The sequence below is a fragment of the Vibrio mytili genome, from assembly GCF_000830505.1.
GTDB lineage: Bacteria > Pseudomonadota > Gammaproteobacteria > Enterobacterales > Vibrionaceae > Vibrio > Vibrio mytili.
On the sequence record NZ_JXOK01000049.1, the window covers coordinates 188,352 to 209,345 of the forward strand.

The window sequence follows — 20,994 nt, forward strand, 5'->3', positions numbered from 1 at the left end:
GATGTTAAACAATAGATATGTCGTTTAAAACACATTGGCAACATAATTTACAATAGAAGAGTCATTAAGAGAGGCATTTGATGGAAAAAATTAATACAAAAAATATTTTAGTGAAGCTAGAGAAAGCAGTCGAGAGCTATGGTGGTTGGTTTTGGCACGATGAACTAACAGGTATTGAAGAGTTAGAGGCAACAATTGATAGCTGTATTTGGGATAAAAAGCCTGACTTTGAGTATTTGGCTTTGGAAGTACTCAAATATTTAGAAGTTATTGATAGATTTCACGTTATTGAAACTGAAACAATTCGACTCAAAGGTGAGATTTGGAGTGATGAAGAAGAGTTTCTTTATTACGGAGGGGATGAAAGTTTTGACAGTTTTGATGATTATCTTGAGTGTAAAAAGACGGACATTTTTTACGGTCTAAGAGAAGTGTTGGTTCGTGAATTAATGGATATTCATAACTAAGAATAAGAAGGGGACAAACCGCAGCGGAGTCTGCACTAACTATAAGCGAGAAAAATAATGATAAAACAGAATAATGTAGTAGAAAATAAGGCTATCACAAGGGCAATAGAAACGTGGTCAATCAATGAGATTTATGAACAGTGGCAGATTGAGGAACGTATTGAGTCTAATGATTTAGACTTGATAGAAAAAGCAGTCAGAGATTTAGTGGTGTCGAACCAAATCAATGTGCTACTGGCATTTCCCAACTACACAAGGTTATGCGTCATTGAAGCACTTGACTGGTACGATCAACTTTCGATGGATAATATCTACTATGTTGAGCAACAGCTTCATCTTGCGAGGGATGAGTATCAAATAGACGATTCTGATTTTGAGGTGATGATGAGAAGGGTAAAACGACACTAAATCGAAACTTGTATGCAAAGAAGCCCGTAAAGGGCTTTTTGCGTTTTAAGGCACTTGTTTTTACAGCGATAGACGTGTCGAAGCACGAAGTTTTTGCTCTGGGCTTGTTTCTGCTGCTGGGACGGAGTCAAAATCAATTTCGTTAAATAACGACTGCTTTACGTCCAATTCAGCGACTTTCTTTTCTAATTCACTTGCGGCTGGTCCGTAGATCTTCACGGCTTTTTCTTGGCTGAATACCTCAATGCCTTTGCTTATATGGTTAAAACCGACAATTTCTTGGTGTCGCAAAGGGATCATCGTGCCATAAGTATCGGCTTGGTCATTCAAAAAATCACGTAATTCTTGACGGTATTTAGGCACAAAATCAACAGTTTGGTCTAACTGGTTAGGGATGCGGTAGTCTGGCTGATTTTCAAGTTTTAATTTATGCTCTGCTACTTTATCAGAGATGTATTTTTGTGCTTCTTTGGCTTGCTTACAGACACTCAATAACACTTTTTTCTTATCAGAGAAATTGCTTGCCCACCCTTCGATGTATCTGGCGTGTGCATTAAATGTCTCTAGTCCCTGTTCTAGACACAAAAACATAGTGCTAGTCTCAGCGATTAATTCTTCTTTCGAGTAGCCCAAAGTGCCAAAAGCGTTACTCATATCTCGACCTAGAGCTTTTGAAGTAGAATGAGATAATTCGTGAAGAGCTAAAGCCAAAAATGCTTTATCAGATGAGCATTTTTTACGCAGTGGCAATACTATAATGTGTTCCTTGGGCGAATAATAAGCACGGTCCTCGTTTTTTTCAATCACAGGAACGCCCATTGCGTCAATGATCATCAATGCTTGTTGCACAAAACGTTCATCCTTCATTTCTTGACTCATTTCCTGCTTCTCTAGCTCTTCTTGCTTTGCAAAATAGGGACGCTCATCAATGAACGTTTGAGGCAGGAGGTGTTTGATTTTTTCGAGCGGGAAGACTTTGTAAGGCTTTAAACCTTTGCGATGTTGATAGCCGTTGTCTCGCATTTCTTTGAAGCTCATACCGTGCGTTTCACGCTCGAACTGACTCTTACTTATTGCTTTACCGTCTTTTTTGAAGCTTTCGAGGTATTTAACCACAACAGAGTCTAGTTTTAATCCCTTCAATGGTTTATCTGGATCAAACGTATCGGATTTTGGTGGTAATTGGTCTTTGTGGTGTTCAAGTAGGTCAGTGGCTTGCTTGAACGTTGCGTAAATCGGTATTTTCGTTGCTTGTTCTTGTTGATCTTGAAGCAGCATTATAATGTTAATACCTGCGTATTGATCATTATGAAAATTGAGTGGTAACGCATTGAGTGTAGAGCGGTAAAAGCTCACATCAACATCACTGTCAGAGCTTGGCTTTTCGCCCTTGGGTTTTGAAAAATAATCAAATAACCTGTCCAGTATCAGATCTTGTTGGCTCTTTTTTTCGGTAGTGCGAGCCGCACTCGGTCTTGTTTGTTTCATAAGTAACTCCTTGTTTCTACGGGTTACTTATGTCGTATCACGCCCTTGTTTTTTTGAAAGTTTCAGCCGCTTGAGCGACTGTTTATTCCTGAAAAGTAAAGGGTTTTATTTTTGATTTGCTGATAATTTCTGGTGTTAAAATCACCATTTCGTTAGTAGTTTTGGACTTATCACACAAGCTCAATGCACCATTAACAGTGCGACACGCAACGGTGTTTTCGTCAGATACTGCCAAAATCCACGCTTCATCTAACTCATCAAGCTCTAAATCCAATGCCTCTTCTACTTCAGCGGTAGCAGTCTGCTTAGTTACTTTCTTCTGCTTAAATGTTGTAAAACATACTACATTCGTATGAGTGGCATTATCAGCTTCAAAAACAGCCGAATTAGAGGCAGTTTTTGTTTCGTGAGCCTCTGGCTCACTCTCTTGAATATTTTGGTTCTGAGTAGGTTTTGAGCGTTGTTTTGGTGCTTTGGCTTCGTCTTCACGCATCTTCGCTACAAAACCGTTATCGACACTTTTGATATTAAACCTAGAAAATGGTTTTGGGATACCTGGCAAGTGACACAGTTCTTTTTCATACTCAAGAACGTGCTTTTCTTTCAGCTTTTCAAAAGATACGGACAGTTTTTTGTTTAAATCGCCTTTAATGCCTAAAATGTTAGAGATGTAGCTCTTTGTGAAAAACGGAGCGTCCAACCTCTAAGGGATTGAACTATCAGGAAAATAGGGATTTGATTTTTCCTTTTGATTGCGACAAAGTCGCTTTTCTGGATAAGAGTTAAAGAATATTCACGCTCATTCATATAGTCGATAAAATCACCGTGAAGCTCAAATCGCAAAGTGTTATCGAAACGGCTGATGAACAGCTCTTCAAAGATAGTGACTGGTTCATCATTGACAAAAAACTCTATTTCCTTGAATCGCTCAATGAAGTTTTCAATCTTTTCAATTAATTGGCTGAGAGTAAAATTACCCTTTAGTTTTAACTGCTTGAAGATTTTGGAGCCTTTATCCAAGCTTAGAATCACGCACTCGTCATTTTCTTCATTGTCAGAGTTGAGATAGTAGTTATGGTGTTCAACAAGTAACAAACTGAAAAGTAGGATCTCAACAAATGTGTCGCAGTAAAGTCCATCTAGATCATAACGCTGCTGTGATAGGTTATGAGTGATCACATCAATGTTTTGTTCAGCGTTATTTCTGAAAAAACCGACCTGAAGAAGTTCTGTTGGTAATGCAAGGGCTTGGTTAGAAAGAAAATCGTATTGGGATAGTGGTTTAGTGCTCATTGGGTTACTCCTTAGTTAATTTAAACAAGAAGTCTTGACTCAAAGGTTATCCGTGATACGTTGAAATTATGAACTGCTGCAATGCACCTATTGTATTGAATAAGAACCAAGTTGACGCTTGGTGTTTCTTGTTTTTATCCCTATGTTGTACCTCAGTTCGAGAAAACTTCAAGAGCTGAACAGCAAAAAAATCCAGAAATATTATTCTGCTTTTTGAGCCTTTGTGTAATCCAATTACACCGTTTCTAAAAATCTATCTTTAATAGAAGGTATATCTATTGGTGGAGTGCTATGGAGTAGCAAAAAGAATGGTATGGAGTTTGGGTAGAATGCTATGGACTTGACGACTTCTTGTTAACTCATTGTTATACTTAGCCTATACAGAATGACTGCAATATGTTTAGACTCTATAAACCTATTTTTGAAGTGTGTAAGGTTTTATTTATGGGCAATATTTTAAGCCTAATTGAATTAGCAAATGCTAAACTTCTTCGAGATCAGCAAGGTACCTGGTCTAAAGGCAGCATAACTTATTATGAAGCCATGTTTGACGAGTTACGTGAAGTAAAAGCAGAAATTGAGTCTGGTCGACAGTGTTACCTAGAAGACGAGCTAGGTGATATCTTATGGGTTTATCTTTGTATGCTTAAGCACATGGAAGTCGAAGGAAAAATTTCATTCGAACAGGTTTTTGAACGCTCCCTCGAAAAGTATCAAACGAGAATGGTCGGCATGGAGCTGGGTAAATCTTGGGAACTAATTAAGCAAGAACAAAAAGATAGTCTAAAAAAACAGCAACTAAAGCTTGAAGAGCAAGAAAGCTGCTAGTTGTCATGTACATTGAAAGCGCCCTTGGTTATCATTGACCCAATTAAATTAGAGTTGAATTCCCATAGAAAGCATTATAACAATCATTTATCTTGTCGCTGCGCTGGCTATCATTGTGCTTGTTTTGATTCAGCAAGGAAAAGGGGCAGATATGGGCGCATCGTTTGGGTCAGGTGCCTCAAACACTGTTTTTGGTTCTTCAGGGACTGGTAACTTTTTTACTAAAATGACAACCTTTTCAGCTATTGTTTTCTTTGCTTTGAGTTTAATTCTAGGCAATATGTCAACAAATCAGGACAGTTCAAAATGGGAAGCTTCTGCACTTATTGAACAATCTCAATCTGAAGATATCCCTCAGTAGCAAAATGTGCCGAGATGGTGAAATTGGTAGAAACGCTAGCATGAGGTGCTAGTGCCTTAGGTGTGAGGGTTCGAGTCCCTCTCTCGGCACCATACAACCATATATATACGTGAAGCCTTTACTTTCAAGCGAAGAAAAAAAGCGAATATTATTCAAGGACTTTTCGTCTACTCTTCTCCTACATCTTGAATTTATTCGACTAGAACGAGCTAAACCTATCGTTCATACTGAAATAAATCAGCTCCTCTCAAATCACGCAAGGAAGCTATTAAGACTTCCTCGTTATAAGGCTCTAAACAAAAAGGTGAAAACACTTTTAGTGTCAAGTAAAAGTGTTAGTCTAGAATTGTTGTTCCTTTCAGTGATCAACTATGAAGCGCCAATCTCAGATCTGGAAGAGTACCTGCTAATGGTGCGTAGATTAGAGCGACAGTTCACCACGACAGTAATGCTCTCTAACCCCGTTGACATTGACCTAAATTACGGTGGTAAGAATGGGTTTATTTGCGTACTGTCAAAAGACTTGAACTTAAGTTTTTCTAAATCTGGTGCTTTGCTCGAAACGCTCTCTGTCTTGGTCAAGCTTTCTGCTTATGAACGCAACTCTTTGCTAAAAATACTGCGTCAATTCAACAGATTTAGTATTGATGTCGCCTACCAAGATGATGTCTTTCTACGTTTTAATCTTTCAAAGTGAGTTCCTATTCTCTATTTCAACTAGACAATTCTATTAAATCAAGTGTGTTTTAGTGGATTAATACCGCCGAAAGGGTCAGGATTGCTTCTACACGACTTAGTATTTTTATATAATCTTGAAAAAAGACTGGCCTTATATACAGTGTTTTGTTATAGTATTTCGCATATCAATTGACGGTAAAGAGAATATGTCCACTAAAATTATTTCATTTTTTGCTGGTGCTGGCGGTTTGGATCTGGGCTTTGAACAAGCTGGGTTTGATGTCGTTTGGGCTAATGAGTACGACAAAGATATTTGGGAAACCTATAAAAAAAATCATCAGAATACATATCTGGATCAGCGTAGCATTACGGACATCTCTGCTGATGAAGTCCCTGAGTGTGATGGTATTATTGGGGGACCACCTTGCCAAAGTTGGAGTGAAGCAGGTGCACAGAGAGGTATTGATGATAAACGTGGTCAGCTCTTCTTTGATTTCATACGGATCCTAGAAGCTAAGAGACCGAAGTTTTTTTTAGCCGAAAATGTTAGTGGGATGCAACACGCTAGACATAAAGATGCTCTGGATAATATCAAGAAAATGTTTAAAGATGCAGGTTATGATCTTTATTACAAAATGATGAATGCTGTTGATTATGGTGCAGCACAAGATAGGAAACGTGTTATTTTTATTGGGTTCAGAAGTGATCTGAACGTAAAGTACACATTCCCAGACCCTATTGACAAAAATGATAGGAAGTCACTAAAAAATATAATTAAAGATCTTGAAGGGTTGGCTGTACCAGCCCTAGAAGGGCAGAAACCAAACCCAGAAGTTAAAGTCTTAAACCACGAGTATATGATCGGGGGGTTTTCGTCAATGTTTATGTCTAGGAATAGAGTTAGAACTTGGGATGAACCTTCATTTACAATACAAGCAGGTGGCAGACACGCTCCTATTCACCCTAGTGCTCCAAGAATGGAGAAAGTTGAAAAGGATAAATTTAAGTTTGTTGAAGGGCATGAATACAGACGACTTAGTGTACGTGAATGTGCACGTATTCAAGGGTTTCCTGATAACTTTGAGTTTGTTTACAAAAATGTGGCGGCTGGATATAAAATGATCGGTAATGCAGTGGCTGTACCTTTTGCAAAAGCATTGGCGTTAAGCATCTTGCAACAATTGAAAGAGGTTGAATTTAACAAGGTTGCATAAAAAAACTAGACGCTACATACTAATCACTGGATTGACCCGATAATATTAACAGGTTAATCCAGTGGTTGCATAATTAGTTTTCCTACTGTTAAGCTAAAGAATTGTTGGGTGTGAGATGCCGTGGTAATGTTTCTTTAACTCGTCAAAATTAGTATTATTTATACCTAAGCTTCTCAAAATCCCTCTTACTTGCTCACCCACCTGATTTCCTTTGATTTTTAACGGAGTATCGTAGTTGATACTACCTATTAATTCACCATTACCTTCTAGTTTCCAATCAACATATACAGATAATGGGCGATCTCCATCCCATTTGTCTTGTGATGAGCGGTAGTTGAGAGCCTTACAAGCAAAGTAAATTGTCTGATTTTTAGAAAACTCAGCGATAGGTTTGAGGTTGTTGATATAATACTGTAAATCTTGAGTATCAATAGAATCGATCTCTAATATGAAATCAGCAACTCCTGAGTTAGTCACTTGTTTACCATTAACATAGGCATTTCGTTTATCGCTTGGTAGTAGATGTCCTGAATACACGTTCAACTTTTGTTCATCTGTAAGTTGAAGTATTCCTGATTTATCACCACCTTTTTTATTTACTAACTCAAACTTCCATCCTAACATCATTGTTTTTGCTTCAGTTCTTCCCATTTTTTCAAAGCAAATGAGCGGGTGTTGTAAAAAGCTAGCTTCAATGCTTTTTATACTTTGACGGAGAATGCTATCTGTATCTGGTCCAAAAATCTGAACTGCACGCTCATATGACATTTTATTCTCAAGAAAGTCAGCATTGGATTGCTTGATTGATATTTTAAATTCGGCAATATCAGTTTTGATAAAAATATCTGTTTTACATTCACCTTTTGGGGTCGTAGGTTTATAAGCTTGAAGCTCGTTATAAACTTGCCCATTTAGGGTAAATCTAGGAGTGCTATTGACTAGATCAATGAATTGTTTTTCAGTTTGTGAAAATTGAGGAGCCATATACTGAGTTGTCCTTTTGCTATCTGTATTTGTGAAAAAGATAACATGGTGAACGTATTGGGACCAAGCTTTCGCTAGGGTGTGTTCAGTATTTTTTAAGGCTGATATGATTTGAATATCTTTTTAGGTCAATAACTTGCTTTTTTTCTGAGTCTTTTTCACCTGACTTCGTGTAGGATTTGATGTCTTCCCAAAGTACCTCACGTTCTTGATTCTGGCTTTGTAACACAGTCCTTTTTTCTTCCGAAGAGTCAGTTTTACAAGGTTTATCAAAGGTATTCATTAAGTAAAATTGTCTCAATTCCTTCGGCTTTTTCTTCTCCAGTTCAGCGCAAGTAAACCCACCTTCTAGGGCGTTAGCGTAGCCTTGACGAGATAGGTTGTGCTTATCTCTTCTGAGTAGACAAGTGAGATCTTTTTGAACAGTAGCCACATCAGTTTTGCTTATCAGCTGTTTGGATAAAAACGTTTTTAGCTCATCTATGCTGAGTGGTGATTTTATCTCTTTCAGATCCGCATAACTGAGCTGATTAGGTGTATCTGGTTGAACAAAAAACAACAGTTCAGGATCTTTGTCATACGCCGCTTTCATCATACGCTTCAAAAAATCGGGACTTGAATTGGTCAGGGTTGCGGCTTTCCAGCCATTCTCTAATGCAACGTTGATTGACAACGTTAGATCATAGCTGTTCGTTGATGAACCGAACTTGATTTTGCTTCTGTCTCTAGATAGTACGATGTTGTAGTTATAAGGACGGGCAACGATGTTCTTTTTGCCAAAGTAAATCAGAATGTCGCCATTAACGTTGTTTCTTTGTTGTTTGTAATAGCGGTTGATGTTCTCGATCTGAAAATCCAGCATTTTACTCTGCTGCTTGAATGTCGCTCGTAACGATGGTGGTTTTTCTAGCGTATGAATGAAATTAGGAAAACGCTTTTTGATTTTACCTAATGTCATCGAACTTGAGATTTTACCGCCTGAAATGGTTTCTCCTTGGTAGTGGAACACAATGCCTTTATTCTTGCCTGATTTAGCGTGTTTGAGTATCTCTACGGTGATTTCTTGCTCTTCTAACTGCTCGATAAAGCCTGCTTCGTCATTAGCTGATTTGTAGAGATTAAAAATGCGCTTTTTCACAGCTTCGAGCTTTTGGTTTACTTGTGTCCTTTCTGTTAGATTTTGCTGAACTTGTTCATAAGAGGTATGCTCCGCCATTTCAGCTTCACTTTGATACTTATCTTCCATCAATAGATCATAAGATTTACGTTTAAGCTTAGTTAGTGGGGTGTCTTGCTCTTTCGCTGCACAAAGGTTTTTCTGATGTTTATATTCCGCTTCAAGTTTGCGGTTTTTCGTCACTTTTGCCATAGGGTCATTAGCAGGACGGATCTCGTTAGACACATTGTCGCCCGTTGGCGTTAGGTTGTATTTACGTTCAATTTTTTCGCACGCTACACGCATTTTTCTTTTTGAGTTTTTGACACGCTGATACTCTCCAAGGCTGTTGTGCATTCCCCTGACAAAATGGAAGTGCAAACGGCCACTATCGACTTGCGGATAGATAAGGTATGGGGTGTTTTCCATATCGTAAAGGCTTGATAATAGCTCCACGCTGATTTGAGCCAGTTCATCTTGCGTGAAACGAGCATTATCTTCATCTTCAAACGAAATCATTTCGTGAGCGTAAAGCTTTGTTTGTCGCTTATTGGTCGATTGGCTCTTGTTGAGCTTAACTTCTTCGATAAATCCATTCATAAAGCTTTGATATGCTTCTGGATCTGATATGTCGATAATCCCAAGGTTAGATAGGGCTTGAAGTAATCGAGGATTTTCAGGCGAGTTAAGGTACTCCTTGGCTACGGTGTTGTATCTAATGATATTTTTAAGCTGTTTAACCGTTTCCCCTTCGTGTAAAAGTTTCGCAATTGCCACTACTTACCTCCTTCAACAACAAAGCTTTTTAGGACTTTGCTTTTCAGTGAAGAGATCTGCACTGCCAGTTTTTTGAGTTGAGCGGTTTCTTGGGGAGTGATGGTTTTACTGCTGTTAGCGAGTTTCGTCACTTGATTGAGGTTATTTCCACAACGCTTTAATTCTGTGAGGATCTCTAAAAGGTAAACACTATCTTGAATAATGGTTTTCGGTGGTGCGATTTTTTTGCGGTGTAAGAGCTTATGAAACATCTCAAGCCACGTTCTGGCTTTAATCTGGGATTTAGCCAGTAGTAGGGCTGATTTTTCCTCTTCACTACAGCGAATTACGATTTTTGTATTGCTGCTCCTTTGCGTCATAACTTCCTCCATAAATTACACAAATATAATGAGTGTTAAGACGGCTGATAGAACATTGGATAGGCTTTTCATCGAAGATCGCTGTCTGAAATTAGCTGCAAAATATCGAATGAAATGAGATTTTTCAGGTGATTTTAGAAAGTGATCAACACTCCTTTTTAAAACGTTTTTTCTGTTTTAAAACAAGTGGTTTGGGGAACCCAAGCCTCAACTTGCCTCTTCTTTAATTGTCTTAAACTCTTATACTCAACAGAGCATATTTTTAGGCGATGTCAAATTGGGAGACCTGGGTCCCCAGTGGTCCCAGAACTGGTAAGCCCTTGCCAAACCTGATTTTTGTGGTATTTCAAAGGTATGGCTAGGAGAAAAATGATGAGTAAAAAAGATCACGAAAAGAGGCTGGAATCAACAGCGAAAAACGAATTACAAAAAACACAACAATTGGCGAACTCGGATTTCGTCAAAGGTCAGTTGAAAGAGATGATGAATAACAAACTGCGAAAAGATATTGTTATTCGTGATGAATTGCTCAAAGCTGGCACAGAGCCGTCAGAAAAACTGACGAATAGAATTGAAGGGCGACAAGAAGCACTTGATGAGTTGGTCGCTATCATCGACACGCACCAAACCCATCTTTTAAGCACCTATGACATTGCTAAAGCTGCGATTGCCGAGCTTCGCAAGTACAACCCGAAAAAAGCCGATGAGCTAGAAAACTCGCTGGCTTTGAAAGTGAAGCAAAGTGGCTCACAGACGATTAAGAAAAAGCGCCTTTAATTCTGTTGGCTTGGTTGTTTTTACCTGAGTTCGTTACTCTTAATCAATCTATCGGTTTCTATTACCATATCAAACATATTGAGTAATGGAGTATCATCTGTAGGTTTGATAATAAATCGACTTAGTCTAGCGCCATCTTCTTCATATTGATTTCGATAAGTTTTTTGTTTTCAGGAGTAAAACTTTTCTTTTTAATTTCAAAGTGCCATTCAATGTAGCGTTGTAGATTATGCCAAATATTGCTTTCTTTCGAAGTACCATTATGAATAAACTCTTCTCCAGCTAGGCGCTTGTATACACTCCCACCTGAGCTTAGACTTGATCCGCCAAAGTTATATTTGGAATCAAGAATTATTCGATGATGTTCATCATTTTCCATCACAAACTCAACCAACAAACAGTTGATGTCATTTTGGACATTTGCTCTCTTTACCTTCGTAGAAAAATTAGAGTTAAAATTAACCCGGTTGTTGAACTTTATTTCTTCATCTGGTTCATCGATCAAATCGTAAACAAGTTGATCATATCGATAGGTAATGGTTTTTTGATTGAGCTTATTTTCCATAGTTTGTATTTCAGCATCGAATCTTGCGACTTGCTCGTTAAGTTCTTGAACTTTCGTCATTATTGCTGGTGCTGTGAAGTCGTGCTCCAGTAGAGCATTAAGCTTATTGTTTGCTGAGGCTTTTTGTTCTTTTAATTTTTGAACTTGTAGATGGAGATCATTTGGCTCAACGGGTTTAGGTAAAAAGCCATTCTCTGTTACAAGGTGTAAGAGCATTAACTCCAGTTCTTCATAGCGATAGTGTCTGGAGTGGGTACAGCTGCCGCCTCGCTTCGCACTGGTACAAGTTAGATATTTTTGGCTTCGTTTTTTTGTATTGCCTTTGTCAACATATTCCATCGCATTACCGCATTCTGCACAATGCAAAAAGCCACGAAAGATATTTGAAAATCGGTACTTTCCCGTTTTGCCTTTACCAACTTTTCTCGATTGCATTGCAATCTGTGCTTTGAGAAATGTTTCCTCATCAATCACTTGTGGGTAGTAATCCGCAATTGGCTCACCGTAGGGCTTGCGGTTTTTATAGGCTCCTTTGTACATCTGCATTTCACCAATGAGCCTACGGTCAGACAGGAGCAACTGAATGGTAGATCTTACCCATAAGCCACTTTTACTTCGCTTGGATGGGGTTGGATACTGTTCAATCTTATCGTTCAAATGGCGTAAGATTTGGTTATACCCATTTCCATCAATGCAGAGTTCAAAGATTTTTCTTATCGCTCTAACTGCATCTTCTTTTAATGAGAAAGACTCCCAATCATCAGCAAGAACTAACCAGTGAGGATATGAGGTAGCAAACTTCTTTTTATCGATCTGTTGTCGTTTGGCTTCCCAACTTTCCTTTAAACGCTTGCGCTTAGTCTGGCTCTCTTCGTGAGCACGACTCATAATTAACAAACTAGTGATTATGTCGAATACTTGAGCATCGTTGTCTACATCATCGTTGCTGGTATAAAACTTTCTATCCTGTAACGTATAAATGTTAACGTAGTCAAGCAGGTGTAAAAACTGACGCATTGCTTTGTTTATCGTATCTCGTGATAGACGGTCAAGGTTCTCCACGATTAGTAAGCTGCCTTTTTCGACAATGCCAGATTTACAATCTTCAATGAAACGTTTTAGGTTTTCTTGTTCACCCTTGAAAGCCGATTTACCAAGCTCTTTGTAGACACTGAGTTCAGTATCTAGCTCGTAACCATTTTCTTCACAGAACTTTTGAGTTTGTGCGAATTGCCGCCTAAAGCTGTCCCCTTTAGCTTGCTGTGGTGATGAATAGCGAATGTAAGAATAAGCTCTTGGCTTCATAACAACCCTCAAAAAAGATACTTTTCAATTGATGGGGATTATAACATAAATACTTCTATGCTTATGCTCCCGAGAAATATGAATATCCGATTAACCGATTTACCATGGAGGCAAAGCGGCAGTTAGATGTGTTGGACAAGCGCTTGGCGAATAACCAATATCTAGCGGGTGATGAATATAGCATTGCAGATATTGCGACTTGGCCTTGGTATGGCAATCTTGTTTTAGGTCGAGCATATGACGCCGCTGAGTTTCTCGATGTAAACAGCTATAAAAACGTTGTTCGCTGGGCGAAAGAAATTGATGAGCGTGAAGCCGTGAAGCGTGGTCGCATAGTGAACCGCGCGTGGGGCGAGGAGTGGGAGCAACTCGCAGAGCGTCATAGCGCAGAAGATATTGACAATGTTCTAAAACTGAAACCATAGCGGTTACATTAAATACAATCACAATAGCGCACTATTTAACCATAGTGCGTTTTTTATTTAATGCGTTCCTTTCTAGTAAATAAGTAAATATAAATCAATTCGTAGTATTAAATGATTATTGATTGAAATTTTCTCAGGTAGAAAATGTATTTTATCTTATTTATTATGATTTAAATATAGAAACAAAAACGGGAGCCGTAACTCCCGTTTTTAGTCGAATTTTTTACAGCGCGGCTAGAATCGTTTCCGCTTTGCTGACTTCAAACTCGCTTGGTTGTTCAACATTTAGAGTGGTGACCACACCATTGTCGATGATCATGCATAACGCTGTGAGCGAATGCCACCGAAACCACCCGTATCCATCTCTAAACCGAGAGCTTTGGTGAAGCTTGCGTCACCGTCACCCAGCATCAGAATCTCTGAAGCATTTTGTGCTTCGCCCCATGCATTCATAACAAATGCATCGTTAACGGCCACACAAGCGATCAGATCAACGCCTTTTGCTTTTAATTGATCAGCATGTACCACATAACCTGGTAGGTGCGCTTCAGAACACGTTGGGGTAAAGGCTCCAGGTACAGCAAATAGCACCACCTTCTTGTTGGCAAACAGTTCAGTGACGTCATGATTTACCATTCCGTCAGCAGTCAATTCGCTTACCGTTGCAGTTGGCAATGCTTGGCCTTGTTGAATCATTATTATCTTCCTTTTTGCTTTGTTTATTTCAATCAGTCTAGCGCTAAAGTTCAACATTAACCACAGATGGTTTGTAGGGATTAGTTGTTAAGAGTATGAGGTAACATACTCTTCGACTTGCATCCGATACGTCGTTTTTAACGCGCCATCAATGAAACTGGCCTCGATGGCATTCAGTGTAAACTGAGCGAGTTCTTGTTTGCTCATTTGATGAGCTTGGCTTACCGCTAAGAAATTGTCTGTCATATAACCTCCAAAGTAAGAAGGATCATCGGAGTTGATCGTCACGGCGACTCCTTTGCGTAGCAAATCAACGATATTGTGTTGTGTCATGTCTTTGAATACGCAGAGCTTAATATTAGACAGTGGGCAAACGGTCAGTGGCATTTTACTTTCAATCAAAGATTTAACCAACGCGTCGTCTTCGACACATCGAACTCCGTGATCGACACGGCTCACTTCTAGCATCTCTATCGCGTCTGAAATATTTTGTGCAGGCCCTTCTTCTCCGGCGTGCGCAACCGTTAAAAAGCCAGCGGCCTTTGCTTGCTGAAAGACGGTTCTGAATTTCGCGGGTGGGTGTCCTTTTTCAGAGGAATCTAAACCAATACCAATAATTTTATCGCGATGCTTAAGTATTGATTGGAAAGTTTCTATTGCACTCTCTTCTGATAAATGTCGGAGGAAACAGGCGATGATTTGTGACGTGATGCCAAGCTTTTCTCTCCCATCGTCCAGAGCCCGTGAAATACCGTTAATAACCGTATCAAAGTCAATGCCTCGATCTGTGTGCGTCTGAGGATCAAAGAAAATTTCGGTATGAACAACGTTGTCAGCTTTACAGTGCTCTAAGTACTCCCAAGTGAGATCATAAAAATCTTGCTCGGTACGTAATACGTTTGCACCTTGATAATAGAGATCGAGAAAAGACTGCAAGTCTTCGAATTGGTAAGCTTCGCGTAGTTGGCTTGGTGATGAATAAGGGAGTTTGATGCCGTTTCGTTCTGCCAGCTTAAACACGAGCTCAGGCTCAAGTGAGCCTTCAATGTGTAAGTGTAATTCTACTTTGGGAAGACCCTGAATAAATGCGTTCATATTCCACCTTATGATGTTAATTGTGAAGGCAGTTACTCTAAGAATAGGTATAGATGTAAATAAGTCGAACGCTATTACAAAGAGTAAGAGACTTCACGGTACCAATAACTGCAACTGGTACACTCTCAACTCTTCGTAATCAGCACTTTGCGGGAACTGGTAGAGACCCCCAAACCATATCATTGGGGTTATACGAAGCAAACGTTTGTTATTATACACAAAATCATCAATATACCTAAAGGTTCTATATACGAACTGGAATGATTTGGGTGTTTTCTGAGCTGGTGCGAGGGGCGAAATGGTGTATCTAAGGGTGGTAATGGTCAATAAGGAAAAACAGAACTGACCACATTGTTGTTGTCGGTGATTGAGTTTATTTAAAACTCTGCACTTAATGTGTTTTCGGTAGGAAGTAATATTGTATCGCTTTAGCGATATTCATGTGGATGAAAGGTAGGTGGCGGTACCTAACACATCAATATAGAAACACATGAATGCCAAAAAAGGGGCAAGATATAATCAAAGATCGAACAGTTTATCAAACTCTCGCTGCGCCATGATATCTTCAATGCGTCGTCGAGTTTGTTGTTTTATTGCAGCCGTATTTTGTTCGGATTCTTTCTTCTCTTTTTCAATCTGCTTTTTACTTTTTTTAGCCATAAATTACTTTCCGATTATTTATTAAATGAGCCGATCGTATTCTCAGTTTTCATTAATGCATGAAAAGGGTGCTACTTGACAGTGAAACTTCCCAACTTTGAACCTGAGTCACATAGAATGGCGCCAGATTTAGTTATTTCACAATATTTAAAATCAATAAGATAGCAATTTGATTCGAGTTTTGGCAGGACATGACGTCTTAAAACGTCGCTGTTAAGCTGATGTATTTTACTTCGCCAAGTGGCTTCTGGTTGTTCTATAGTAAATTCGATTTCGAGCATTTAGTCTCCTGACTATGGGTATTTTTTACTTTATGGGTCAATTGATACCAGTGCCTTTGACGGCCTGTTCTTTTAGTGGACATGTTTTTTCCTTGAAATAAAAATAAGTAGGTATTGCGAGCATAAATCTAGCAATATCAAATGAAGCCTAGAAATTTGGCTAAACTTAGTGAGAGGATATTAGGGTATAAACAGAAAGGAAGAGAGTTTGGTGCAGCGCGGTTGCGCTACACCAAGAAAAGCAGTCTTATAGAGGAGTAACTTCAGTCGCTTGAGGACCTTTGTTACCTTGCTCTACGTTGAAGCTTACTTTCTGACCTTCAGTTAGAGTTTTGAAGCCGTCAGCAACGATTGCGTTGAAGTGTACGAATACATCTTGACCGCCGTTGTCTTGAGAAAGAAAGCCAAAACCTTTAGTTTCGTTAAACCATTTTACTGAACCAGTTACTTTAGACATAGTAATACCTTTTGAATTAAACATTAAAATTATGTGGTGGATCTTTTTTTAAGCTATTGAATGTTCTATCAAGAGGAAGTTTTACGCAGGTGTCTGAATTGGAGATTCAAGATTTTACTGAGAGGGAACTTAAACTAAATGTTGCATTAACAGCTCTTCTCTAAGAGCCAGGCATCACTATACACCTTGTTTTAAAAATAGCTACTTTTATTTTTAATTATTTTCACTATTTGAAGTTTTGCGTGAGCTATCCCTTTCTAGGAAGGGGACGGTTCAAGAAGCATGGGCCTAATACAAAGAAGGAATTTTAGCAACGTTCGAAAAAACTGAATAACTGGCTCGAATGTGCACCATCGTCTTTGTTGTTCTCTCTCCTAGAATACCTTTATACATATGACGTTTGTTTTTAAGAGCGCTTCAATGAATGGTCTTATCAAGCTGTTTGGCGTTTCAATAATGGGAGAGTCTCAATGAGTAACATAAGAAGAGAAATTCGTCAGGTAATTGCCTCTCAACCGACATCGGATGGAGACGGTGTGAAAATTAGACGTGTAGCGGCTTCAATAACGCTAACTTCTCGCCATTTCTGATGGTGGATGAGCTGAAGTCTGACGATCGTGCTGATTATGTTGGAGGCTTTCCTCCTCACCCTCATCGCGGTATTGAAACGCTGACGTATATGATGCAAGGGCATTTCCAACACCGCGACCATATGGACAACGTTGGCGAGCTTCGTTCGGGTGGCGCGCAGTGGATGGCGGCTGGTCGTGGTGTGATTCATAGCGAGATGCCAATCATGGAGGAAGGTTCGTTACACGGCTTCCAGATTTGGATTAACCAGCCTGCAAAAAACAAAATGCAACCAGCGCAATATCATGACTTCCAGCCAGAAACGATTACGGAATTTGAGAGTAAAGACTCAGGATTGGTGCGTTTGATTGCCGGGGAATTAAATGTTAATGGCGAACGAATTCAAGGCCCATTGATGGAGACCGGTGTTGCTGCAACGGTGGCGGATTGGCGAGCTAACGACGGTGATACATTGAACTTAGCGACAAAACAAGATAAGAACATGATGATTTATGTGTATCAAGGTGGCATAGAGATTCAAGGCCGGGTGATAAAACAAAATGAAATGGCGTTGTTGTCTAAAGGTGACGCCGTAACGGTGTTGGCAAAAGGGCTATCAGGAGCGCTGTTATTTGTTGGTGAGCCAATTAATGAGCCAGTGGTACATTACGGACCTTTTGTCATGAATAGCATCGATGAGATTGAACAAGCAATCCAAGACTATAACTCTGGTGTGTTTGAAACGTACTAATTTTATTTTGAGCTCAGCTTTTTGGGCTCACCGAGAAGCAAAGACGATAATCCACTGCCATCGAATTTGCATTGACCACACCGAGAGGTGTGGTTTTTTTATCTGTTGAATTTAACGAGCACACCAACTTTTTATTGCGTCTTGGCCTGCCTTTAGGCCTAGTTCATAAGCGTGACGCAATGGTTCCGGCGAACGGCTTAACCGTTTTAGCTTAAACGTCTCTGGAGGACAAACTTGAATGATTTCGACATTTTGGGGTGGATGAGCGATCAGCTCTAACGCTTGGTTATAGCGAACCTCTCTCGTTAGCATCGGAGTTATAAGAGCAGGCGTCTCTTTGAGCATACGCTTGATGATTGGTGAGAACTTAGGTTTGGGCTTACGGTAGCTGGCAGGCCGGCTGCGTAATACCATTATTTTTTTAGCGCCCCGCTTGATGGCTTCTGCTATCGGAATCGCATCAGAAACGCCTCCGTCTACATATCTGGTGCCATTTAGCATCACACCGTTACGATAAAGAATAGGTAAAGCGCTGCTTGCTTTCATCGTTTCGGTAAGCATATCGACGTTTGGCGTTAGATACTCTGCCTTACCATTATCTTGACGAGTCACACCGAGAAAGAATGGCCGAGGATCTGCGGCCAGCACGGATTTATCAATGCCAAGCTCATCAATAGTGACATCCCACATCCAATCTAAGTCCATGACATTGCCGCCGCGAAATAAGCGACTAGGAGTGATGAATTCATTCCGAAGGCTGTAATCAAGATAGATCTTGAGGTTTCTTCCAGGCATTTTCGCTAAGTAAGCTGCGAGGTTACTGGCACCTGCTGAAACGCCCCAAAAACTGTCAAAAGGAGAGAAGTCCTGGTGTAAAAACTGGTCGAGTATGCCGCAAGAAAATACGCCACGCATGGCGCCACCCTCAACAATGAGTGCGTTTGGTCCAATTTGTTTCATCTACCGTTCTCATCCATCATGAATTGAAATTTTTACGTATAAATACCGTCTTATTATTGAGACTCTCAATGGTGTACCTTTTGCTTTTTATGGCTACGCTTAAGAATCAGGCTTTAAAGCAATCTGAATAAATGAAAGCAGTACTAAGTAAGTCAAATTCTGACACGAGGTGACGGTATGAACCTGCAAGCAAAGATTATCGAATATGCTTTAGCAATTACTGGATTACTGATGACAGGCATTGCCCTCTGAATACTCTGATTCAGAGGGGCATGGTATTCGATTAGGTTTTTCTCGACGAGTTTTATAACCAGTTAGCGACGAGCGTTATATCGTGCCATAGCAGCATCTTCCGAGGAGACGACTGTTTTACCAATTGGTGCCAGGGAGATCACCGCAAGTTTCAGGTGTTGAAGCGCAAATGGAATACCGATGATTGTGACGAAGCACGCCACAGCGGATGCAATATGTCCGATCGCTAACCAGATTCCTGCAAATACAAACCAAATGATATTACCGATGATCCCGAGCGGGCTAGTGCCGATGTCCATTTCATTGGTCAGTTCATCGCGTGAAACGGCTTCTTTACCAAATGGGAAAAAGGAAAAATTACCCATAACGATACACGCGCGTCCCCAAGGAATGCCGATAATACTGATGAACGCCAAGATGCCGAAAAACCACCATAGCAATCCCATAAATACGCCACCAAACACAAACCAGATAATGTTACCGAGTGTTCTCATTTTATTTCCTATTGCTAATATACGTTTGAAGATCGACTGCGTAACTTTCTATACTAACTAACCCATGCTATACCAACTAAACCATGTTGTTATCCAGATTAAGCGACGCTAATCGATTTTAATCATTTCATATTGTTAGGTTAAGTATGTCACATAAATCTTAACAGAGTATGAATAATGTTGAGTAAAACCACGGTGAGAAAATATAGAAGACTCAACAGTAATCCTCAACAGTAATCAAAGCGGCTTGGGTTTACGAAGCATCGCGAAAGTGGCCTCATAAATCACGCTCAATTTTGTTGCAAATGGCTTCTGCAAGTTGGTGAGTCGCGATATTGCGCTCAATGACATTGCTGGCCATTTTTCCACTTTCAATGACCTTAAACCAATCTAACAGCATTGTGTGGAAGCCTTTGCTTGTTAGCATCGGGGTCCAATCTTTTAAGCTGAGTTTCTGTTCTTGGTTGCCTTGCCACAATTTACCTTCGACAAAAGAATCAAACTCGAGCGCCTTGTTTGAAAAACAAGCCTGAACGCGTTCAGAAGTAATGCCAAACTGACGATTCATCGAAGCGTGAAGCAACGTGTCACCGTGTTGCCACTGCACATCTAGGCGTGCCAATTGCTTTTCATCATACTGATGGGTGATGTACACGTCTTTGGGCTCGGTTTTTGCTCCTACGTTGACACTGTCTAATGGATGAATGAAATCATCAAAAATAAATGTACGAACATCACCAGGTTGGTTATACCGATGTTTTTCCCAGCGAAGCGATTTGAGTGCTGAGATATCACCACTTTGCACGTTGCCCATGTGTTGATTGTATAGGGGAATGTGTCGACGATTGAATCCTACGTAAAGTGGTTGAACTGCTTGTGCGGCCGTTTCATAGAGTCTTTCGACGTCTGCTGCGTTGTCCGCGAGCGGTTTATCAACAAAAGTCGGAATGCCTTGTTTTAAAAAGTATTCAGAGATTTGGACGTGGATATCTGTTGCTGCGTGAATCATGACGGCATCAACACCAAAGCTGGTTAGTTGTTGATAATTCTGACAGGTTTCTGTGATGCGGTATTGTCTCGCTAATAAGGCTAACGTTTCTGCATTCCTTGTGCACAGTACTAGCTCAACGTTGGCGAACTGAGTAATGATCGGAAGATACGCTTTTTGGGCGATATCTCCCAATCCAATGATGCCTATTTTCATCTTGATCCTTCTCTTTCTCGTTATCAGAAAACAAAAAAGGCGCACAAGTGCGCCTATAGTGCTGATTCTATTTTACTGATATTACGCGGTTTGCTGTGATGTGCAAACGACGCTGTTATCGCTACCGAGTCCGTTTGGTACGTAGGCATCTGCTTGTGGATCATTTTCCCAGTCTGATTCATCAAGTAAGTAACGAAACTGAATGTTTTGTTCCTTCGGTAAGCGTGTTTTGAACTTAAATTGACCGCTAGTCTTGACCAGTTTCATCGGTTCAGGTTGCCAGTCATTAAAATCGCCTGCAATTTTGACTGATTTCCACTGCTGTTTATCGAGTTCAAAGGTGACTTCGACTTCATCTTTGGTTTTGAAAAATCTTTTTTTAAGCATTGGTTATTCCCTTGGTTTGCGCAAAAACTGCTCTAACTATTACTCAGCTTTCATACTGATTTCAAGTTTTATCAGCGCTACGGTAGGTGAATAAGTGGGAAT

At 39.9% G+C, this 20,994-nt stretch carries 21 protein-coding genes, 1 tRNA gene, 3 pseudogenes and 1 riboswitch; of the genes and pseudogenes, 10 read left to right on the forward strand and 15 right to left on the reverse strand.

Annotated elements, in window-relative coordinates; all coding sequences use genetic code 11:
* Nucleotides 1-80: 80 nt before the first annotated feature.
* Nucleotides 81-467, forward strand: a complete 387-nt coding sequence (locus SU60_RS13145; protein WP_041155898.1) for a hypothetical protein — start codon at nt 81-83, stop codon at nt 465-467.
* Between the two features lie 57 nt (nt 468-524).
* The gene (locus tag SU60_RS13150; RefSeq protein ID WP_052481535.1) at nt 525-875 is read left to right on the forward strand and encodes a hypothetical protein; all 351 of its coding nucleotides are present in this window, start codon (nt 525-527) and stop codon (nt 873-875) included.
* A gap of 60 nt (nt 876-935) precedes the next feature.
* Here SU60_RS13150 and SU60_RS13155 read toward each other — a convergent pair whose 3' ends face one another.
* The 3 genes from SU60_RS13155 to SU60_RS13165 all read right to left on the reverse strand — a co-directional run bounded on the left by SU60_RS13155 (nt 936) and on the right by SU60_RS13165 (nt 3,656).
* Nucleotides 936-2,363, reverse strand: coding sequence for a zincin-like metallopeptidase domain-containing protein (locus SU60_RS13155; RefSeq protein ID WP_041155899.1), 1,428 nt, complete (start codon nt 2,361-2,363; stop codon nt 936-938).
* Nucleotides 2,364-2,445: 82 nt separating this feature from the next.
* Nucleotides 2,446-3,063 carry a hypothetical protein gene (locus tag SU60_RS13160; protein WP_041155900.1) on the reverse strand — a complete coding sequence of 206 codons (618 nt, stop codon included), beginning with the start codon at nt 3,061-3,063 and terminating at the stop codon, nt 2,446-2,448.
* Complete coding sequence (locus SU60_RS13165; protein ID WP_041155901.1) at nt 3,018-3,656, reverse strand: hypothetical protein; 639 nt, start codon at nt 3,654-3,656, stop codon at nt 3,018-3,020. Before SU60_RS13165 ends, SU60_RS13160 begins: the two co-directional genes overlap by 46 nt.
* A gap of 444 nt (nt 3,657-4,100) precedes the next feature.
* On the opposite strand from SU60_RS13165, the gene SU60_RS13170 reads away from it, so the two are divergent.
* From SU60_RS13170 to SU60_RS13190, 5 genes are all read left to right on the forward strand, one after another.
* Complete coding sequence (locus SU60_RS13170; RefSeq protein WP_041155902.1) at nt 4,101-4,484, forward strand: MazG nucleotide pyrophosphohydrolase domain-containing protein; 384 nt, start codon at nt 4,101-4,103, stop codon at nt 4,482-4,484.
* A 64-nt stretch (nt 4,485-4,548) separates the two neighbouring features.
* Entirely contained in the window at nt 4,549-4,845 is a 297-nt protein-coding gene (secG, locus tag SU60_RS13175; protein ID WP_041155903.1) for a preprotein translocase subunit SecG, read from the forward strand.
* 8 nt (nt 4,846-4,853) lie between these two features.
* Nucleotides 4,854-4,937 (forward strand) — tRNA-Leu (locus SU60_RS13180).
* Nucleotides 4,938-5,164: 227 nt separating this feature from the next.
* Entirely contained in the window at nt 5,165-5,542 is a 378-nt protein-coding gene (locus SU60_RS22780) for a hypothetical protein (RefSeq protein WP_041155904.1), read from the forward strand.
* A 187-nt stretch (nt 5,543-5,729) separates the two neighbouring features.
* A complete protein-coding gene (locus SU60_RS13190; protein ID WP_041155905.1) occupies nt 5,730-6,737 on the forward strand; it encodes a DNA cytosine methyltransferase in 1,008 nt (335 codons plus the stop codon).
* A gap of 93 nt (nt 6,738-6,830) precedes the next feature.
* Here the strand turns inward: SU60_RS13190 and SU60_RS13195 are convergent, their stop codons facing one another.
* The 3 genes from SU60_RS13195 to mobC form a co-directional block, all read right to left on the reverse strand.
* Nucleotides 6,831-7,721 carry a hypothetical protein gene (locus tag SU60_RS13195; RefSeq protein WP_052481536.1) on the reverse strand — a complete coding sequence of 297 codons (891 nt, stop codon included), beginning with the start codon at nt 7,719-7,721 and terminating at the stop codon, nt 6,831-6,833.
* A gap of 85 nt (nt 7,722-7,806) precedes the next feature.
* On the reverse strand, nt 7,807-9,654 hold the full coding sequence (locus tag SU60_RS13200) for a relaxase/mobilization nuclease domain-containing protein (protein ID WP_084735807.1): 1,848 nt from the start codon (nt 9,652-9,654) through the stop codon (nt 7,807-7,809).
* A complete protein-coding gene (gene mobC, locus SU60_RS13205; RefSeq protein ID WP_041155906.1) occupies nt 9,654-10,013 on the reverse strand; it encodes a plasmid mobilization relaxosome protein MobC in 360 nt (119 codons plus the stop codon). The genes SU60_RS13200 and mobC overlap by 1 nt, the downstream gene beginning before the upstream one ends.
* Nucleotides 10,014-10,382: 369 nt before the next feature.
* Between mobC and SU60_RS13210 the strand changes: the two genes are divergently transcribed.
* Nucleotides 10,383-10,790 carry a hypothetical protein gene (locus SU60_RS13210; RefSeq protein ID WP_245228408.1) on the forward strand — a complete coding sequence of 136 codons (408 nt, stop codon included), beginning with the start codon at nt 10,383-10,385 and terminating at the stop codon, nt 10,788-10,790.
* 121 nt (nt 10,791-10,911) lie between these two features.
* Here SU60_RS13210 and SU60_RS13215 read toward each other — a convergent pair whose 3' ends face one another.
* Nucleotides 10,912-12,660 carry a recombinase family protein gene (locus SU60_RS13215; RefSeq protein WP_245228409.1) on the reverse strand — a complete coding sequence of 583 codons (1,749 nt, stop codon included), beginning with the start codon at nt 12,658-12,660 and terminating at the stop codon, nt 10,912-10,914.
* Nucleotides 12,661-12,710: 50 nt separating this feature from the next.
* Here SU60_RS13215 and SU60_RS13220 point away from each other — a divergent pair.
* Nucleotides 12,711-13,085, forward strand: a pseudogene (locus SU60_RS13220) (glutathione S-transferase C-terminal domain-containing protein); the annotation flags it as partial.
* A 223-nt stretch (nt 13,086-13,308) separates the two neighbouring features.
* On the opposite strand, the pseudogene SU60_RS13225 reads toward SU60_RS13220, so the two are convergent.
* From SU60_RS13225 to cspE, 4 genes and pseudogenes are all read right to left on the reverse strand, one after another.
* A pseudogene (locus tag SU60_RS13225) lies at nt 13,309-13,781 on the reverse strand (redoxin family protein).
* Between the two features lie 87 nt (nt 13,782-13,868).
* Nucleotides 13,869-14,876: an adenosine deaminase gene (locus SU60_RS13230; protein ID WP_041155908.1), complete on the reverse strand. Its 1,008-nt coding sequence runs from the start codon at nt 14,874-14,876 to the stop codon at nt 13,869-13,871.
* A 116-nt stretch (nt 14,877-14,992) separates the two neighbouring features.
* A riboswitch (purine riboswitch) is annotated at nt 14,993-15,092 on the reverse strand.
* Between the two features lie 303 nt (nt 15,093-15,395).
* Nucleotides 15,396-15,536: a hypothetical protein gene (locus SU60_RS13235; RefSeq protein ID WP_041155909.1), complete on the reverse strand. Its 141-nt coding sequence runs from the start codon at nt 15,534-15,536 to the stop codon at nt 15,396-15,398.
* Nucleotides 15,537-16,064: 528 nt separating this feature from the next.
* Complete coding sequence (gene cspE / locus SU60_RS13245; RefSeq protein WP_041155911.1) at nt 16,065-16,274, reverse strand: transcription antiterminator/RNA stability regulator CspE; 210 nt, start codon at nt 16,272-16,274, stop codon at nt 16,065-16,067.
* Between the two features lie 470 nt (nt 16,275-16,744).
* On the opposite strand from cspE, the pseudogene SU60_RS13250 reads away from it, so the two are divergent.
* A pseudogene (locus SU60_RS13250) lies at nt 16,745-17,595 on the forward strand (pirin family protein).
* Between the two features lie 111 nt (nt 17,596-17,706).
* Here SU60_RS13250 and SU60_RS13255 read toward each other — a convergent pair.
* The 4 genes from SU60_RS13255 to SU60_RS13270 form a co-directional block, all read right to left on the reverse strand.
* Entirely contained in the window at nt 17,707-18,555 is an 849-nt protein-coding gene (locus SU60_RS13255) for a patatin-like phospholipase family protein (protein ID WP_041155912.1), read from the reverse strand.
* Nucleotides 18,556-18,869: 314 nt separating this feature from the next.
* Nucleotides 18,870-19,301 (reverse strand): YccF domain-containing protein, encoded by a 432-nt coding sequence (locus tag SU60_RS13260; RefSeq protein WP_041155913.1) that lies wholly within the window; start codon nt 19,299-19,301, stop codon nt 18,870-18,872.
* A 277-nt stretch (nt 19,302-19,578) separates the two neighbouring features.
* Nucleotides 19,579-20,505, reverse strand: a complete 927-nt coding sequence (locus SU60_RS13265) for a Gfo/Idh/MocA family protein (protein ID WP_041155914.1) — start codon at nt 20,503-20,505, stop codon at nt 19,579-19,581.
* Nucleotides 20,506-20,586: 81 nt separating this feature from the next.
* On the reverse strand, nt 20,587-20,892 hold the full coding sequence (locus tag SU60_RS13270; RefSeq protein ID WP_041155915.1) for an isoamylase early set domain-containing protein: 306 nt from the start codon (nt 20,890-20,892) through the stop codon (nt 20,587-20,589).
* Nucleotides 20,893-20,994: the final 102 nt, after the last annotated feature.

Bases quoted from the DNA above. Each gene is read 5' to 3' on its own strand.
- SU60_RS13270 (WP_041155915.1), bottom strand. From the start codon at position 20,892: ATGCTTAAAAAAAGATTTTTCAAAACCAAAGATGAAGTCGAAGTCACC.
- SU60_RS13165 (WP_041155901.1), bottom strand. From the start codon at position 3,656: ATGAGCACTAAACCACTATCCCAATACGATTTTCTTTCTAACCAAGCC.
- SU60_RS13145 (WP_041155898.1), top strand. From the start codon at position 81: ATGGAAAAAATTAATACAAAAAATATTTTAGTGAAGCTAGAGAAAGCA.
- SU60_RS13170 (WP_041155902.1), top strand. From the start codon at position 4,101: ATGGGCAATATTTTAAGCCTAATTGAATTAGCAAATGCTAAACTTCTT.
- SU60_RS13230 (WP_041155908.1), bottom strand. From the start codon at position 14,876: ATGAACGCATTTATTCAGGGTCTTCCCAAAGTAGAATTACACTTACAC.
- SU60_RS13260 (WP_041155913.1), bottom strand. From the start codon at position 19,301: ATGAGAACACTCGGTAACATTATCTGGTTTGTGTTTGGTGGCGTATTT.
- SU60_RS13255 (WP_041155912.1), bottom strand. From the start codon at position 18,555: ATGAAACAAATTGGACCAAACGCACTCATTGTTGAGGGTGGCGCCATG.
- SU60_RS13265 (WP_041155914.1), bottom strand. From the start codon at position 20,505: ATGAAAATAGGCATCATTGGATTGGGAGATATCGCCCAAAAAGCGTAT.
- SU60_RS13235 (WP_041155909.1), bottom strand. From the start codon at position 15,536: ATGGCTAAAAAAAGTAAAAAGCAGATTGAAAAAGAGAAGAAAGAATCC.
- SU60_RS13210 (WP_245228408.1), top strand. From the start codon at position 10,383: ATGATGAGTAAAAAAGATCACGAAAAGAGGCTGGAATCAACAGCGAAA.
- SU60_RS13190 (WP_041155905.1), top strand. From the start codon at position 5,730: ATGTCCACTAAAATTATTTCATTTTTTGCTGGTGCTGGCGGTTTGGAT.
- SU60_RS13215 (WP_245228409.1), bottom strand. From the start codon at position 12,660: ATGAAGCCAAGAGCTTATTCTTACATTCGCTATTCATCACCACAGCAA.
- mobC (WP_041155906.1), bottom strand. From the start codon at position 10,013: ATGACGCAAAGGAGCAGCAATACAAAAATCGTAATTCGCTGTAGTGAA.
- SU60_RS13150 (WP_052481535.1), top strand. From the start codon at position 525: ATGATAAAACAGAATAATGTAGTAGAAAATAAGGCTATCACAAGGGCA.
- cspE (WP_041155911.1), bottom strand. From the start codon at position 16,274: ATGTCTAAAGTAACTGGTTCAGTAAAATGGTTTAACGAAACTAAAGGT.
- SU60_RS13155 (WP_041155899.1), bottom strand. From the start codon at position 2,363: ATGAAACAAACAAGACCGAGTGCGGCTCGCACTACCGAAAAAAAGAGC.
- SU60_RS13195 (WP_052481536.1), bottom strand. From the start codon at position 7,721: ATGGCTCCTCAATTTTCACAAACTGAAAAACAATTCATTGATCTAGTC.